Annotated in this window: 14 protein-coding genes and 1 pseudogene; 10 read left to right on the forward strand and 5 right to left on the reverse strand. The window is 65.6% G+C overall.

The genetic code is table 11. From position 1 onward, the window contains the following. Positions 1-59: 59 nt before the first annotated feature. Positions 60-1,157, reverse strand: coding sequence for an FAD-binding oxidoreductase (locus tag BMZ43_RS09410; RefSeq protein WP_017641524.1), 1,098 nt, complete (start codon positions 1,155-1,157; stop codon positions 60-62). Positions 1,158-1,485: 328 nt separating this feature from the next. Here BMZ43_RS09410 and gbcA point away from each other — a divergent pair, with 328 nt between their 5' ends. From gbcA to BMZ43_RS09435, 6 genes and pseudogenes are all read left to right on the forward strand, one after another. Continuing rightward, positions 1,486-2,778 (forward strand): glycine-betaine demethylase subunit GbcA, encoded by a 1,293-nt coding sequence (gbcA, locus tag BMZ43_RS09415; RefSeq protein ID WP_017641523.1) that lies wholly within the window; start codon positions 1,486-1,488, stop codon positions 2,776-2,778. Between the two features lie 173 nt (positions 2,779-2,951). Then, on the forward strand, positions 2,952-4,577 hold the full coding sequence (locus tag BMZ43_RS09420; protein WP_093252860.1) for a methyl-accepting chemotaxis protein: 1,626 nt from the start codon (positions 2,952-2,954) through the stop codon (positions 4,575-4,577). Positions 4,578-4,702: 125 nt separating this feature from the next. Beyond that, positions 4,703-5,473, forward strand: a pseudogene (locus BMZ43_RS27290) (MCP four helix bundle domain-containing protein); the annotation flags it as partial. 126 nt (positions 5,474-5,599) lie between these two features. Continuing rightward, positions 5,600-6,328 (forward strand): methyl-accepting chemotaxis protein, encoded by a 729-nt coding sequence (locus BMZ43_RS27295; RefSeq protein ID WP_371913872.1) that lies wholly within the window; start codon positions 5,600-5,602, stop codon positions 6,326-6,328. 97 nt (positions 6,329-6,425) lie between these two features. Next, positions 6,426-7,058 (forward strand): HAD hydrolase-like protein, encoded by a 633-nt coding sequence (locus BMZ43_RS09430; RefSeq protein ID WP_093252869.1) that lies wholly within the window; start codon positions 6,426-6,428, stop codon positions 7,056-7,058. Between the two features lie 10 nt (positions 7,059-7,068). Continuing rightward, the gene (locus tag BMZ43_RS09435; protein WP_093252874.1) at positions 7,069-7,479 is read left to right on the forward strand and encodes a DUF2141 domain-containing protein; all 411 of its coding nucleotides are present in this window, start codon (positions 7,069-7,071) and stop codon (positions 7,477-7,479) included. A 730-nt stretch (positions 7,480-8,209) separates the two neighbouring features. Here the strand turns inward: BMZ43_RS09435 and trpA are convergent. Continuing rightward, the gene (gene trpA, locus BMZ43_RS09440; RefSeq protein ID WP_007160173.1) at positions 8,210-9,016 is read right to left on the reverse strand and encodes a tryptophan synthase subunit alpha; all 807 of its coding nucleotides are present in this window, start codon (positions 9,014-9,016) and stop codon (positions 8,210-8,212) included. Then, positions 9,013-10,221 (reverse strand): tryptophan synthase subunit beta, encoded by a 1,209-nt coding sequence (gene trpB, locus BMZ43_RS09445; protein ID WP_093252879.1) that lies wholly within the window; start codon positions 10,219-10,221, stop codon positions 9,013-9,015. Before trpB ends, trpA begins: the two co-directional genes overlap by 4 nt. A gap of 92 nt (positions 10,222-10,313) precedes the next feature. On the opposite strand from trpB, the gene BMZ43_RS09450 reads away from it, so the two are divergent. Continuing rightward, positions 10,314-11,204, forward strand: a complete 891-nt coding sequence (locus BMZ43_RS09450; protein ID WP_093252885.1) for a LysR family transcriptional regulator — start codon at positions 10,314-10,316, stop codon at positions 11,202-11,204. 45 nt (positions 11,205-11,249) lie between these two features. On the opposite strand, the gene BMZ43_RS09455 is transcribed toward BMZ43_RS09450, so the two are convergent. Further along, a complete protein-coding gene (locus BMZ43_RS09455) occupies positions 11,250-11,573 on the reverse strand; it encodes an ElaB/YgaM/YqjD family protein (protein WP_007160170.1) in 324 nt (107 codons plus the stop codon). Between the two features lie 218 nt (positions 11,574-11,791). Here BMZ43_RS09455 and BMZ43_RS09460 point away from each other — a divergent pair, with 218 nt between their 5' ends. Beyond that, positions 11,792-12,007 (forward strand): dodecin, encoded by a 216-nt coding sequence (locus tag BMZ43_RS09460; RefSeq protein ID WP_017641514.1) that lies wholly within the window; start codon positions 11,792-11,794, stop codon positions 12,005-12,007. A gap of 44 nt (positions 12,008-12,051) precedes the next feature. Continuing rightward, complete coding sequence (locus tag BMZ43_RS09465) at positions 12,052-12,279, forward strand: DUF1161 domain-containing protein (RefSeq protein WP_017641513.1); 228 nt, start codon at positions 12,052-12,054, stop codon at positions 12,277-12,279. Positions 12,280-12,365: 86 nt separating this feature from the next. Here the strand turns inward: BMZ43_RS09465 and hmpA are convergent, their stop codons facing one another. After that, a complete protein-coding gene (gene hmpA / locus BMZ43_RS09470; RefSeq protein ID WP_017641512.1) occupies positions 12,366-13,535 on the reverse strand; it encodes an NO-inducible flavohemoprotein in 1,170 nt (389 codons plus the stop codon). 131 nt (positions 13,536-13,666) lie between these two features. On the opposite strand from hmpA, the gene norR reads away from it, so the two are divergent. Further along, positions 13,667-15,205, forward strand: a complete 1,539-nt coding sequence (gene norR / locus BMZ43_RS09475; protein WP_068384369.1) for a nitric oxide reductase transcriptional regulator NorR — start codon at positions 13,667-13,669, stop codon at positions 15,203-15,205. Positions 15,206-15,209: the final 4 nt, after the last annotated feature.

Here is a 15,209-nt window from a genome sequence, read left to right on the forward strand (position 1 = left end):
GCGGGCTCGATCTGGGCAGCGTTGGGCTTCGCTCAGGTTCAGCCCAACCGCCCTCCTCCTCAGAACTCGATCTGGACATCCCCCTGAGGAATGCTGCAGCAGGACAGGATGTAGCCTTCGGCCTCGTCTTCCTCGGTGATGCCGCCGTTGTGGTCCATGACCACCTCGCCGCTTTTCTTGAGCACCTTGCAGGTGCCGCAGATGCCCATGCCGCACGCCTTGGGAATGTGCAGGCCGAGCTTGGCCGCGGCGCCGTGGATGGTCTCGCCCGGGCCGATGCTGACGCTCTTGTCGCTCTCGGTGAAGGAGATCAGGCACTGGGCTTCCAGGGGAATCGGCGGCAGGTCGGCGGCGGCTTCGGCCTGTTCGGCGGCCTCGACCTTGGCTTCCGGCGGCGTCGCGCCAAAGGATTCCTCGTGGTACCGGGTCATGTCGAAGTCCAGCTCGCGGAGCATGGCCTTGACGGCGTTCATGTAGGGCGTGGGGCCGCAGCAGAAGATCTCGCGTTCACGGAAGTCCGGCGCCATCAGCTCGAGCATGCGGCGATCGAAGTAGCCGCGGAAACCGGCCCAGGACTCACCGTGCTCGGTGCGCTCGCACACCAGGTTCAGGGCGAAGTTGTCGATCCGCGCGGCCATGTGCTCCAGCTCACCCTGGTAGATGATGTCGCGCGGGGTGCGGGCGCTGTGCACGAAGACCATGTCGACGCTGGCGTTGGTGTCGTAGAACCAGCGCGCCATGGACATCACCGGGGTGATGCCCACGCCGCCGGAGAGGTAGAGCACCTTGTCGGCCGGGTAATCGATGGCGTTGAACAGGCCGACCGGGCCATGCACGGCCAGGTTTTCACCGACCTTGAGGTTGTCGTGCAGCCAGTTGGATACCAGGCCGCCCGGCACGCGCTTGACGGTGATGGAGAAGCTGTAGGGCACCGAAGGCGAGCTGGAGATGGTGTAGGAGCGCATCACCTGCCGGCCATCGATTTCCAGCTCCAGGGTCACGAACTGGCCCGGCTTGAAGAAATACATCAGCGGGATTTCGGCCGTGAAGCAGAAGGTGCGCACGTCCCAGGTTTCCTGGATGACCTTGACGCAGCGCACGGGGTGGCGGCCATTGGTCCAGGTCTGGGTGGTTACGGGGTTGAGGAAGGTATTCATGACGCACCTCGACTGCCACTGGGGCTATTGGCGGCGATTCTGGGAGGGCCCCACGACCGCCACTTTCCCAATCGCGACATCCACATGCCGATGGCGACCGGCCCAGCAGTGGCAAGGGCTGGGGCGTCGTGAACAGCGTCGGCCATGTCGCCCATGAGCAAGGCCCCCTCCCGCCTCCGGCCCCACACTCCGCCCCAAGCCGAACCTGAACAGCGCGCGACGGGCGAAGCACGGGGTCATTCGGCGGCCCTGTCCTGTCGGCCAATAGCCTTGCAATACCGTGACCAACCACTTTCGCCACCCGCCGCGGTGGCCACGAGGATGTACGATGGACGTCAGCACCTTGAGTTTGGGCGACCCTCTCGATCCGGCCCGCAAGGCCACGGCCGAGATGCTGCGCACCCGCGAGCGCACCTATTCCCTGCCCCAGCCGTTCTACAACGACGAGCGCCTGTTCCAGATCGACATGCAGGAGATCTTCGGCAAGGAATGGCTGATCGCCGGCATGACCTGCGAGATCCCCACCAAGGGCAACTTCATCACCCTGCAGCTGGGTGACAACCCCATCCTGGTGGTCCGCGGTGCCGAGGGCAAGGTCCACGCCTTCCACAACGTCTGCCGTCACCGCGGTTCGCGCCTCTGCGTGAGCGACAAGGGCAAGGTCGCCAAGCTGGTCTGCCCCTACCACCAGTGGACCTACGAGCTGGACGGCCGCCTGCTGTTCGCCGGCACCGAGATGGGCGCCGATTTCAACATGGCCGACTTCAATCTCAAGCCGATCCACGTCAAGACCGCCGGCGGCTACATCTTCATCTCCCTGGCCGACGAACCGCCGGCCATCGACGACTTCCTGCGTACGCTCGAGCACTACATGGAGCCGTACGACATGGAGAACGCCAAGGTCGCGGTACGCACCGACCTGGTCGAGCAGGCCAACTGGAAGCTGGTGCTGGAAAACAACCGCGAGTGCTATCACTGCAGCGGCTCCCACCCCGAGTTGCTGAACACCCTGCTGGAATGGGACGACGTCACCGATCCGCGTGCCTCCCAGGCATTCAAGGACCAGGTCGCCGCCTGCACCACGCGCTGGGACGCCGACAACATCCCCTACGCCCATGCCAGCTTCGGCTTGCGCAACCGCATCGTGCGCATGCCACTGCTCGCCGGCACCGTGTCCATGACCCTGGACGGCAAGCCCGGCTGCCAGAAACTCATGGGTCGCATCAAGGACCCGGACCTGGGCTCCATGCGCATCCTGCACCTGCCGCACTCCTGGAACCACTGCATGGGCGATCACATGATCGTCTTCACCGTCTGGCCGCTGGGTCCGACCGAGACCGTGGTGACCACCAAGTGGCTGGTGCACAAGGACGCCGTGGAAGGCGTCGACTACGATCCGGTCAACCTGCGCAAGGTCTGGGATGCCACCAATGACCAGGATCGTCGCCTGGCCGAGGAAAACCAGCGTGGTATCAACTCCAAGGCTTACCAGCCGGGTCCCTACTCAAAGACTTACGAATTCGGCGTGATCAACTTCATCGACTGGTACAGCGAGCGGCTGCTCAACAACCTCGGCGAAGAGGCGCCAGCCGCGCATCTACGACAGGTCGGCGGTGACTGAGGAACGCGAATTCCAAGCCGCCCATGGAGCTGCAAGGGCTCCATGGGCATGCCAATAAACTGTCTTTATGTTAATGCGGTTTTTTGACGCACCCCTTTTAGCGTCTTTAATTTAAAACATCACATAAAGTTGTGAGCCTGTTCACGTTTTGAATCGTCTTTCACGGGCTCATCATGACTCTTCGCTCGCTGTCCATCGCTACTCGCAATCTGCTATGTTTTGGCATTCTCGCGACACTCGTTGCTGCCCTCGGCTTGTTCGGTTGGTTTCAGTTGGCGCAAATCCGCCAGTTGGGTCATCAGGTAGAACAGCGCCATATCCCCACGCTCGTCGCCGCCAATGACTTGGGGATGCTGCTGGCACGAACCCGCATCGAAACCCTGCGTCTGCTGGCCATGCCCGATGCCGAAACCCTGACCAACACCCGCAAGAAGCTGGACGACCTGAGTACCGAGGTCCAGGCCGCCTTCGGGCGCTATCAGCAAGGCGCGCTGTCGCCACAGAGCCGACAGGCGATGGACGATCTGCGCCAGGTGCACCGGGAATACATGCAGGGCGTACGGCAGCTGGCCGACCTGGCCGGTGCCGGCCAGATGGCCGAGGCGCGCCAGGTGGTCCAGCAGAACATGGCGCAACTGGGTCTCCGGATGAACGCCAGCATCGAGACGCTACGCAACGTGGTCCAGCAGGATATCCATACGGCCAGTAACGAGGCCGATACCGCCTATGCGCGCTCCACCACCGTGACCTGGCTGATGATCCTGCTGGCGCTGGCCCTCACCGCCCTGCTCGCCTGGCGGCTGACCCGCAGCATCGCGGGGCCCATCGCCCAGGCCGTTGCGGCGGCGCGTACCATCGCCACCGGCGACCTGACCCAGCCGCTGGACGCTCGCGGGCGCGACGAGGCGGCCCAGCTGCTGCAGGCCATGCAGCAGATGCAGGGCCAGTTGCGCGAGACCCTCGCGCACATCGGCGATTCGGCCACCCAGTTGGCTTCGGCCGCCGAGGAGATGACCGCGGTGACTCAGGAAAGCGCCCACGGCCTGCGCCAGCAGAACAACGAGATCGAAATGGCCGCCACGGCGGTCACCGAGATGAGCCAGGCGGTCGAAGAGGTCGCCGGCAATGCCGGCTCGACCTCCACCGCGTCGCGCCAGGCTGCCCAGACCGCGGCCCAGGGCCAGCGCCAGCTGGGCGAGACCCTCGGCGCCATCGAAGCCCTCACCGAGCAGGTCCTCGGCGCCAGCGCCCAGGCCCGTGAGCTGGAAAGCCAGACCCGCGACATCAGCCAGGTGCTGGACGTGATCCGCGCGGTGGCCGAGCAGACCAATCTGCTGGCGCTCAACGCCGCCATCGAGGCCGCCCGGGCCGGTGAGGCAGGCCGCGGCTTTGCCGTGGTGGCCGACGAGGTACGGGCCCTGGCCAAGCGTACCGGGGACTCGACCAGCGAGATCGAGAAGATGATCGGCAATATCCAGCAGGGCACTGGCCAGACCGTCGATGCGCTGCTGAGCAGTGCCGATCAGGCACGACTGACCCGGGAACAGGCCCAGGCGGCCAATGCCGGCCTCGCTGCCATCGCGGATGCGGTATCCGGCATCGACGAACGCAACCTGCTGATCGCCAGCGCCGCCGAGCAGCAGGCCCAGGTGGCCCGTGAAGTGGATCGCAATCTGGTACGCATCCGCGATCTGTCGGTGCAGACCGCCGCCGGTGCCGAGCAGACCCGGGGCGCCAGCCAGCAACTGGCGGATCTGGCAGCGACCTTGAGTGGTCAGGTACGCCGCTTCCAGTTCTGAGCGAGTGTCAGCACCTAGGCTAGAAGCCGTCGGGTCGTCAACAGTCAGCTTTAAGACGAATGACCATAAAGTCGCGGCGCCTCTAGCCGTTAAAGGAGACCTCACTCTTCACCGGGGCTGCCGCCGTGACCTTTCGTTCCTTCTCCCTCGCCATTCGCAGCGTGTTGTGTTTCGGCCTGCTGGCCATCCTCGTCGCCAGTCTGGGCCTGTTCGGCCTGCTGCAACTGTCGCAGATCCGGGCCCAGGGCCAGGTGATCGAGACCAACAACGTGCCCAGCATCGTCGAAGCCGACAACCTTGCCCTGCAACTGGCCCGCACCCGGGTCGAGGTGCTGCGCCTACTGGCCATTCCGGACGCCGCTACCGTCGCCAACACGCGCAAGAAGATCGACAGCATCAATGCCGACATCGGCGCCGCTTTCGGTCGCTATGACAATCTCGTCAGCAGCGACCGCGAGCGCCAGGCCTTCGAGGCCCTGCGCCAGATCCATGGCGACTATGTCCGCTACACCGCGCAACTCGCCGACCTCATCGGGGCCGGCAAGGTCGACGAGGCCCGCAGCCTGATCCAGACCAGCATGGCCCAGCTCGGCGTGCAGATGAACGAGCGCACCGAAGCCCTGCGCAAGATCAACCAGGAAGACATCAAGGCCGCCTCCCAGCACTCCGGCGACACCTATGCCCAGGCCACCTCCATCACCTGGATGGTCATCGCCATGGCCCTGGGTCTGACCGTGCTGCTGGCCTGGCGCCTGACCCTGAGCATGACCCGACCCATCGCCGAGGCCGTGGCCGCCGCCCGGACCATCGCCAGCGGCGATCTGACCCAGACCCTGGATACCCGCGGTCACGACGAAGCCGCCCAGCTGCTGCAAGCCATGCAGCAGATGCAGACCAATCTGCGCGATACCCTGGGCCACCTGGGCCATTCCGCTACCCAGCTGGCCTCCGCCGCCGAGGAAATGACCGCGGTCATGCAGGAGAGCGCCCACGGCCTGCAACAGCAGAACAGCGAGATCGAGATGGCGGCCACCGCGGTCACCGAGATGAGCCAGGCGGTGGACGAAGTGGCCGGCAATGCCACCTCCACCTCGTCCGAATCGCGCCAGGCCGCCGATACCGCGCGCCAGGGCCAGCGGCAGCTGGGCGATACCCTGGGCGCCATCGAGGTGCTCACCGAAAACGTGCTGGGTGCCAGCGAACAGGCCCGCCAGCTGGCTGAACAGACCCGCAACATCAGCCAGGTACTGGACGTGATCCGCTCGGTCGCCGAACAGACCAACCTGCTGGCGCTCAACGCCGCCATCGAAGCCGCGCGTGCCGGTGATGCCGGTCGCGGCTTCGCCGTGGTCGCCGACGAGGTGCGCGCCCTGGCCCATCGCACCGGTGAATCCACCCGCGAGATCGAAGGCATGATCGGCAGCATCCAGCAGGGCACCGGCCAAACCGTCGATGCGCTGCTGACCAGCGCCGACCAGGCGCGCCAGACCCGCGAGCAGGCGCAGTCGGCCAACGCCGCCCTGGCCGCCATCGCCCAGTCGGTGTCGGGCATCGACGAGCGCAACCTGGTGATCGCCAGCGCCGCCGAAGAGCAGGCCCAGGTGGCCCGCGAGGTGGATCGCAATCTGGTACGCATCCGCGATCTGTCGGTGCAGACCGCTGCCGGTGCCGAACAGACGCGCGCCGCCAGCCAGCAGCTCTCCGAACTGGCGGTGGAGCTCAACGGCCAGATCCGCCGCTTCCGCGTGTGACCTGTCCGGCAGGGACACCCCTGCCGGACCCCGTCGCGGTGGCAAAACCGGGAGGCGACCGCTACGCTGGCGCCTTCGCCCACCGCGCCTCTCTCGCATGAGCTATCGCTACGTCATCTTCGACTTCGACGGCACCCTGGCGGACAGCCTGCCCTTTCTGTTGAGCTGCCTGGGCGAGCTGGCGCGAACCCATGGCTTTCGGCAGCCGGCTGCCGACGAGTGGCCCCGGCTGCGCGCCGCCTCCCTGACCGGCCTGCTCGACAGCCTGAGCATCCCGCTGTGGCAGGTACCGCGCATCGCCCGCCACTATCGCCGCCTGCTGGTCCAGCGCGGCGACCAGGTGGCGCCCTTCGCCGAGATTCCCGCCACCCTCGACCGGCTCCAGGCCAACGGCCTGGCGCTGGGTCTGGCGACCTCCAATTCCGCCGCCGCGGTCCATCAGGTACTGCCCCAGGCCGGACGGTTGTTCCCTGATGGCGAATTCGATATCCCCCTGCTGGGCAAGGCCCGGCGCCTGACACGGTTGCTCCGCCGCCAGGGCATCGCACCGGCCGAGGCGCTCTATGTCGGTGACGAGCTGCGCGATCTCCAGGCCGCGCACCGCGCCGGGCTGGATTGCGCGGCCGTGGCCTGGGGCTATGGCTGCCCGGTGACGCTGCGTGCGCAGCAGCCCGATCTCTTCTTCGAACACCCGGTCGAGCTGTTGCGGCTGCGGCCCTCCCCCTGCTGAAGGAATGTCCATGAAGTCTCTGTTGCTGGTCGCTGGTCTTTGTCTGAGTGGTGTGCTGCACGCCGCCGAGCTGCAGGTGCGGGTGGAGACGGTCGATGCCTCGGGGGGCCAGTTGCTGCTGGCGGTATTCGATAGCGAAGAGGCCTGGAAGGCGCACAAGACGCCGGTGGCCCAGGCCCATCTCGCCGCGCAGGCGGGTGCCCAGGAGCAGCGCTTCGAGCTGCCGCCCGGGCGTTATGCCGTATCGGTCATCCACGACAGCAACAGCAATAGTCAGCTGGACACCAATTTCATCGGCATGCCCACCGAACAATACGGCTACAGCAACAATCCGCCGCTGCGCATGCGCATGGCCACCTTCGAGGAATGCGCCTTCACCCTGCCCGCCGCAGGCCTGCGCCAGCAGGTGACGCTGCGCTAGGCCATAGCGATCATGCACAGGCTTCCAAACAGAAAATCAACAGAGTTATCCACATGACTTTTAGCGTCGATCGCTGAACTCCGAGCTGAACAGGCGTGGATAACTCCTTGGGCTGGCGAAAGAAATCCCTTGACTCGGGCATATCCCGAAAAACTGGTCATTATTTGATCGATCCTCTGGAGGCCGCGCCAGCTCTGGTCTCTGACACTGGACGAACAACCTATCCACAGCCCTATGCAACGCTATTGTGGGTTGTGGAAAACGCCTGAAACAGTATTGATCATTTTTTGTACGATCCTCTACAAGCCTTGCCAGCCCTGGCGTACAGATCAGGTCCCACATCTTTTCCACAGGCACGCACACAGCAGATGTGGGCAAACCAGCCAGGAGAAACGTCTTCCGGCGTGACGCATAGCCAGAGCGGAATTGGTTATTTATTGAGCAATTTTCCTTGGACAGTTGCCCCAACGGTTGCTGACAACTTGCCCAGGGCTTATCCACAGCCTTTACCTGTCAAGCAATGACGGCACGACAGGCAATCGTCCGCAGCCTGACCGGTTTGATCTGGCCGTCGCCAATTCGATCAACAAGGCCAGTATCCCCGCAGCCCTTCTGGCACGCGCCTTTGCGTCGGTAGCGAACAGACTGCCCACAACCTTATGCACAGTTTGCAAAGCATTCGGGCATAAAAAAGACCGCCTTAGGCGGTCTTTCAAACAGTGGCAAGTGCTCAGCGCGCGGTGCGTACGCTGTCCGACAGCTGCTTGCAGAGGCCGAGCACGCCATCGATGGCAGCGCCCGAGGATTCGGCCTTGGCAATCTGGTCGACGAATGCCGAACCCACCACCACGCCATCGGCGATCCGGGCGATCACCCGGGCCTGCTCCGGGGTACGGATGCCGAAGCCGACGGCCAGGGGCAGGTCGGTGAAGCGGCGCAGGCGCGCCACGGCGGCCTCGACGTGCTCGGTGGTGGCCGAGCCGGCACCGGTCACGCCCGCGACGGATACGTAATAGACGAAGCCGGAGCTGGTGTTGAGTACGCGCGGCAGGCGGGCGTCATCGGTGGTCGGGGTGGTCAGACGGATGAAGTCGATACCGGCGGCCTGGGCCGGCAGCGCCAGCTCGGCGTCGTGCTCGGGCGGCAGGTCGACCACGATCAGGCCATCCACGCCCGCTTCGGCGGCTTCCGCCAGGAAGCGCTCCACGCCATAGCGATGGATGGGGTTGTAGTAGCCCATCAGCACCAGTGGCGTCTCCCCTTCCCCACGGCGGAAGTCGCGCACCATCTCCAGGGTCTTGGCCAGATTCTGGCCCGCCTGCAGGGCCCGCAGGGCAGCGGCCTGGATGGCCGGGCCGTCAGCCATGGGATCGGTGAAGGGCATGCCCAGCTCGATGACGTCGGCACCGGCCGCCGGCAGGCCCTTGAGGATGGCCAGGGCGGTGTCGTAGTCCGGATCGCCGGCGGTGGTGTAGGTGACCAGGGCGGCGCGGCCCTCGGCCTTCAGCGCGGCGAAGCGGGTTTCCAGGCGGCTCATAGCTTGTCTCCCAGGTGACTCATCACGGTCTGCATGTCCTTGTCGCCGCGGCCCGAGAGGCAGATCACCATCAGGTGGTCCTTGGGCAGGTGTGGCGCGCGCTTGTAGGCCTCGGCCAGGGCGTGAGCCGTTTCCAGCGCCGGGATGATGCCTTCCAGGCGGCAGGTCTGGTGGAAGGCCTTGAGCGCCTCGTCGTCGTTGATCGGTACGTATTCCACGCGCTTCACGTCGTACAGGTGGGCGTGCTCCGGGCCGATGCCGGGATAGTCCAGGCCAGCGGAAATGGAATGGGCGTCGATGATCTGGCCATCATCGTCCTGCAGCAGGAAGGTACGGTTACCGTGCAGCACCCCGGGCACCCCGCCGTTGAGGCTGGAGGCATGCTTGTCGGTGTCGACGCCGTGGCCGCCGGCCTCGACGCCGATGATGGCGACGTCCTGGTCATCGAGAAATTCGTGGAACAGGCCCATGGCATTGGAGCCGCCGCCGACGCAGGCGATCAGGCTGTCGGGCAGGCGTCCTTCCTTCTCCAGGATCTGCGCGCGGGTCTCGCGACCGATCACCGCCTGGAAATCGCGGACCATGGCCGGATAGGGGTGCGGACCGGCCACGGTGCCGATCAGGTAGAAGGTGTCGGCGACATTGGTCACCCAGTCGCGCAGCGCCTCGTTCATGGCGTCCTTGAGGGTGCCGGTACCGGACGTGACCGGAATCACCTCGGCGCCCAGCAGCTTCATGCGGAAGACGTTGGCCTGCTGGCGGTCGATGTCGGTGCTGCCCATGTAGATGACGCAGGGCAGGCCAAAGCGTGCGGCGACGGTAGCGGTGGCCACGCCGTGCATGCCGGCACCGGTCTCGGCGATGATGCGGGTCTTGCCCATGCGCTTGGCCAGCAGGATCTGGCCAATGCAGTTGTTGATCTTGTGCGCGCCGGTGTGATTCAGCTCTTCGCGCTTGAGATAGATCTTGGCGCCGCCGAAGTGCTCGGTCAGGCGCTCGGCGAAGTACAGCGGATTGGGCCGACCGACGTAGTCGCGCTGGAAGTAGGCCAGCTGCTCGAGAAACGCCGGATCCTCCATGGCGGTCTCGTATTCGCGCTGCAGATCGAGGATCAGCGGCATCAGGGTTTCGGCGACATAGCGACCACCGAACTGGCCGAACATGCCTTGAGCGTCGGGGCCCTGGCGATAAGCGAACTGGGTCATGAGATTCTCCTGCGAAGATGGATCTACCTTACCTGCTTGAGTGCCGCTGATAAATCGATAAGATCGCGATTACCCGTCAGGAAATCTCACAGATGAGCGATGCCCGCGACCTGCCCCCGCTGAACGCCCTGCGCGCCTTCGAGGCCACCGCCCGTCTGGGTGGCATGAGCCGCGCCGGCGACGAACTGCACGTAACCCATGGCGCCGTGAGTCGCCAGATCCGTGCCCTGGAGGAACAGCTCGGGGTGGCACTGTTTCGCCGTGAAGGTCGGGGGCTGGCGCTGACCGAGGCCGGGCTGCGCCTGCGCGAGGTGAGCGGTGAGGTTTTCGAACGGTTACGCGAGGTATGCGCTGAACTCAAGGCTGGCAGTCGCCAGGGACCCTTCGTGCTGGGCTGCCCGGGCAGCCTGGTGGCCCGCTGGTTCATTCCGCGACTGGATCGCCTCAATCGCGATCTGCCGGAGCTGCGCCTGCACCTTTCGACCCGTACCGACGATACCCCGCTGGCCGCTGCCGGTCTGGACGCCAGCCTGTTGTTCACCGAGACGGCGCCGCCCCAGGACGTGATGCCCTATCACCTGGCGCCCGAGCGGATCGGGCCGGTGCTGAGTCCCTACTGTCCGGCCTATCTGCGGCTCAGGGACGGTGATCTGCAGGCCTTGCTGGCGGAGCGACTGCTGCACACCCTGTCGCGGCCCCAGGCCTGGCCACAGTGGTTCGCCACCCAGGGCCTGGCGGCACCGGTGCTGGAGTACGGGCAGGGCTTCGAGCACCTCTATTACCTGCTGGAGGCGGCGCTGTCGGGATTGGGGGTAGCGATCGCCCCGGAACCACTGGTGGCGGCGGATCTGAAGGCGGGCAGGCTGGTCGCACCCTGGGGCTTCGCGACGACCGGTGCGGAGTTGGCGCTATGGGCGCCGGGTCGGTTGGCGGATGAGCGGGTGGAGCGGTTGGCGGCTTGGCTCAGACAGGAGCTGGCCTAGCGCTAGCGCCCGAGGCATCCCGTGGGATGCCTCGAACTGCCACGATCAGTGGTCGCCGCGCAGCAGCGCCCAGCCGACCAGAACGGTCACGCCAGCGGCGATGCCGACGGTAGCCCAGGGATGTTCGCGCGCCACGCCACTGGCGGCACGGCCGTACTGACGGGTCAGGCGACGCACGTCGTCATAGACTTCTTCCAGCGAATCGCCCGAATGATGCAGGGCTTCGCGAGCGGTGCTCTTGAAGGAGTTCAGGCTGCTGCGGGATTCGCGCGCCGCGTTCTTCTTCAGCGATGCCAGCGAGTCGAGCAGGCTGTTGATTTCGTTCTCGATGCTGGCGATGGACGCCTGGTAGTCGGTGTTACGGGCCATGACAACCTCCTGAGATGGACGGATTCAGGAAATGTGACTACCGAGCCGTTGGAAAGTGCTGCATAGCCGTATCCGAGAGCCTGGGCAGTGAACTTATCGGGACCTTTCGCGGCCTCAAATGGCAGAGGCACCCTTCCCGGCGAGTCGACCGCGACACCGGTCAACGCGTTGCCGGCTATCCGCTGCAGCGCCCGTCATTGCTGACCCAGGAGATTTTCATGTCCGATCATCACACCTACAAGAAGCTGGAAATCGTTGGCTCTTCCACCACCAGTGTCGAGGACGCCATCAATAATGCCCTTGCCGAGACCTCCAAGTCGGTGAAGAACCTGGAATGGTTCGAAGTGGGTGAAATCCGCGGTCATATCCAGGACGCCAAGGTGGCGCACTATCAGGTCACCCTGAAGATCGGCTTCCGTATCGAAGCCAGCTGAGCAGCTATTCAAGACCTCCCTCCCCTCGCAAAAGGACAGGCAAGATGCGTAGAGTCGTGATTACCCTCGGTTTGTTGGCCCTGAGCAGCGGAGCTTTCGCCGCTGGCACCTCGTGCGACACGGTCAAGGCCGATATCGATGCCAAGCTGCAGGCCAAGCAGGTAGCGCACTACAGTCTTGAGGTGGTGGACAAGGGCAGCGCCAGCGCCTCCGCCAAGGTGGTGGGCAACTGCGAAGGCGGTAGCAAGGAAATCGTCTACCAGCGTCGCTAGGTCTCCGGCTGCCGGGTGCTCCCCAGGTAGCGCCGGCCGCTGCCGATGCAACGCCCGCCACCGAGAGGTGGCGGGCGTTGTTGCATCTAAAGGTCCGTAGCAGGTCCGAAGAATTCATGACGGATCTGCTTTTCCGGCACCCCCAGCTCCAGCAGATCCCGTCGCACCTGGGCCATGAAGGGCTGCGGGCCGAGAAGGTAGGCGTCCAGATCGCGATCCTTGGGCAACCAGCGCTGCAGGCGCGTCCGGTCCAATCGCGAGGCGTAGGCCTCTTCCGCCACCGGCTCGCTGTAGCAGAAGTACAGCTGCAATTGCGGATGATGGGCGGCCTGCTCTTCGAGCCAGTGTCCAAAGGCCTGCACCCCGACATGGCGGGTGCAGTGGATCAGCTGAATCGGCCGGCCGCTGGGCAGGGCCGCCGATACCATAGGCAACAGCGGCGTGATGCCGACGCCGCCAGCGATCAGCAGCAGCGGCTTGGTCGATTCCTGCAGGACGAATTCGCCGGCTGGCGCGAAGACCTGCAACACGCCGCCTTCATGGGCATCGGTGTGCAGGTAACGCGAGACCACCCCGCCTGGCTGATGCTTGACGCTGATGCGATAGCCCTGGCCATCGCTGGCCGCCGAGATCGAATAATTGCGCCGGTATTCCACCCCATCGAGGATCACACTCAGCCCCAGGTACTGGCCGGGCTGGGCGATGCTGGTGGGCAGGCCGTCCACCGGCTCCAGGTAGAAGGAGCTGATCTCTTCGCTTTCCGGTTCGATCCGGGCGATGCGGAACGGCCGCCCGCCACGCCAGCCACCGGGCGCCTCGGCCTGGGCCGCATAGCGCTGTTCCTCGGCACCGATCAGCAGGTTGGCCAGCTGACCATAGGCGGCAGCCCAGGCATCGATCACCGCATCGGTGGCGACCTCGGCTCCCAGCACCTCGCGAATGCTCTGCAGCAGGGCGATACCCACCAGCGGATAGTGATCCGGCTGGACCTGCAGGGAGACGTGCTTGTTGACGATCTGCTCCACCAGCGGCCCCAGGGTATCCAGGCGATCGATGTAGCGGGCGTACATCAGCACCGCCCGGGCCAGCGCCCGGGCCTGGGCGCCACTAGCCTGGTGGGCGCCATTGAACAGCGGGCGGATCTCGGGATTGTCGCCCAGCAATTTGGCGTAGAAATGCCGGGTGAGGACCTCGCCCCCGGTTTCTAGCAGGGGGACGGTAGCCGTGATGATGGCTTTTTGGTCGGATGACAGCATGGCAGGGATCTCCAAACAGGACTGCCCTGTCCCTATCACGAGTCGTGCCAGCCTAAAACTTGCCCTGGATCAGGCTTTTAGCCAGTGCGCAGGTCATAATGACCAGGTCCCTATGACTCGCCGAGGTCAAATTGACCCGCCCCACTCTGCTCGATGTGATGGTACCGCTGGTGGCGGATCTGGCCCGCGACCTGCCCGATCAACAACGCTACGCCAGTCTGCTCGATGCCCTGCGCCAGGTCCTGCCCTTCGATGCGGTGGCCCTGCTGCGCCTGGATGGCGAGGTGCTGGTGCCCCTGGCGGTGCGCGGGCTGGCAGCCGACACCCTGGGACGCCGCTTCAAGGTCGGTGAGCACCCGCGCCTGGCCCTGCTGCTGGCGAGTCGCGCGCCCACCCGCTTCGCCCTCGATTGCGACCTGCCCGATCCCTACGATGGCCTGGTGGAAGGCGTGCAGGGGCACCTGGAGGTCCATGACTGCCTGGGCTGTCCGCTCTATGTGCAGGACCAGCTCTGGGGCCTGCTGACCCTGGATTCGCTGCAGGCGCAGAATGCCCGACCCGAGGATCTCACCACCCTCGCCGCCTTCGCCGGCCTGGCCGCCGCCACCGTGGCCGCCGCCGAGCGCATCGGTCAGCTCTCCGCCCGCATCGTCAGCGAGCACGAATTGACCGTGGCCTATCAGCAATCGGTGGGGCACCAGCGGCCTCGCGAACTCATCGGCCAGAGTCCGGCCAGCCTGCGGCTGCGCCAGGAGATCGACACCGTGGCGGCCAGCGATCTGACGGTGCTGATCACCGGTGAGACCGGAGTCGGCAAGGAACTGGTGGCCGAAGCCGTGCATGCCCGCTCCCTGCGCCAGCAGCGGCCGCTGATCAGTCTCAACTGCGCGGCGCTGCCCGAGGCGCTGGTGGAAAGCGAACTCTTCGGCCATGTGCGCGGCGCCTTTTCCGGTGCCGTCAGCGAACGCCGCGGGCGCTTCGAACTGGCCGATGGCGGCACCCTGTTTCTCGACGAGGTCGGCGAATTGCCGCTGACGGTGCAGGCCAAGCTCCTGCGGGTGCTGCAGAGCGGCCAACTGCAGCGGCTGGGCTCGGATCGCGATCTCAAGGTGGACGTGCGCATCATCGCCGCCACCAACCGCGACCTGGCCGACTGCGTGCGCGCCGGACGCTTTCGCGCCGATCTCTACCACCGCCTGAGCGTCTATCCGCTGGCGGTACCGGCCCTGCGCGAGCGTGGCCGGGATGTCCTGCTGCTGGCCGGTTTCTACCTGGAGCAGAATCGCGCCCGCCTGGGCCTGCGCGGCCTCCGGCTGACACCCGCGGCGCAGCGCACCCTGCTGGCCTACGCCTGGCCGGGCAACGTGCGCGAACTGTCGCACCTCATCAGCCGGGCGGCGCTCAAGGCCCATGCCGGCAGCGAGGAACGTGGCGGCATCCTGACCCTGGACAGCGAGCAGCTCGGCCTGCCGCTGGGCACCACGGCGCTGCCCGACGAGGATCTCGTCCTGCCCGCCACCTCCCTGCGCGAAGCCACGGAGGCCTTCCAGCGCCAGACCATCACCCTGGCCCTGGAACAGCATGGCCAGAACTGGACCCTGGCCGCCGCCGCCCTCGACCTGGACCGCGCCAATCTCGCCCGCCTGGCGCGGCGGCTGGGGCTCAAGTGAAGCG

The organism is Pseudomonas sp. Snoq117.2 (genome assembly GCF_900110545.1).
GTDB classification, from domain to species: Bacteria; Pseudomonadota; Gammaproteobacteria; order Pseudomonadales; family Pseudomonadaceae; genus Chryseomonas; species Chryseomonas benzopyrenica.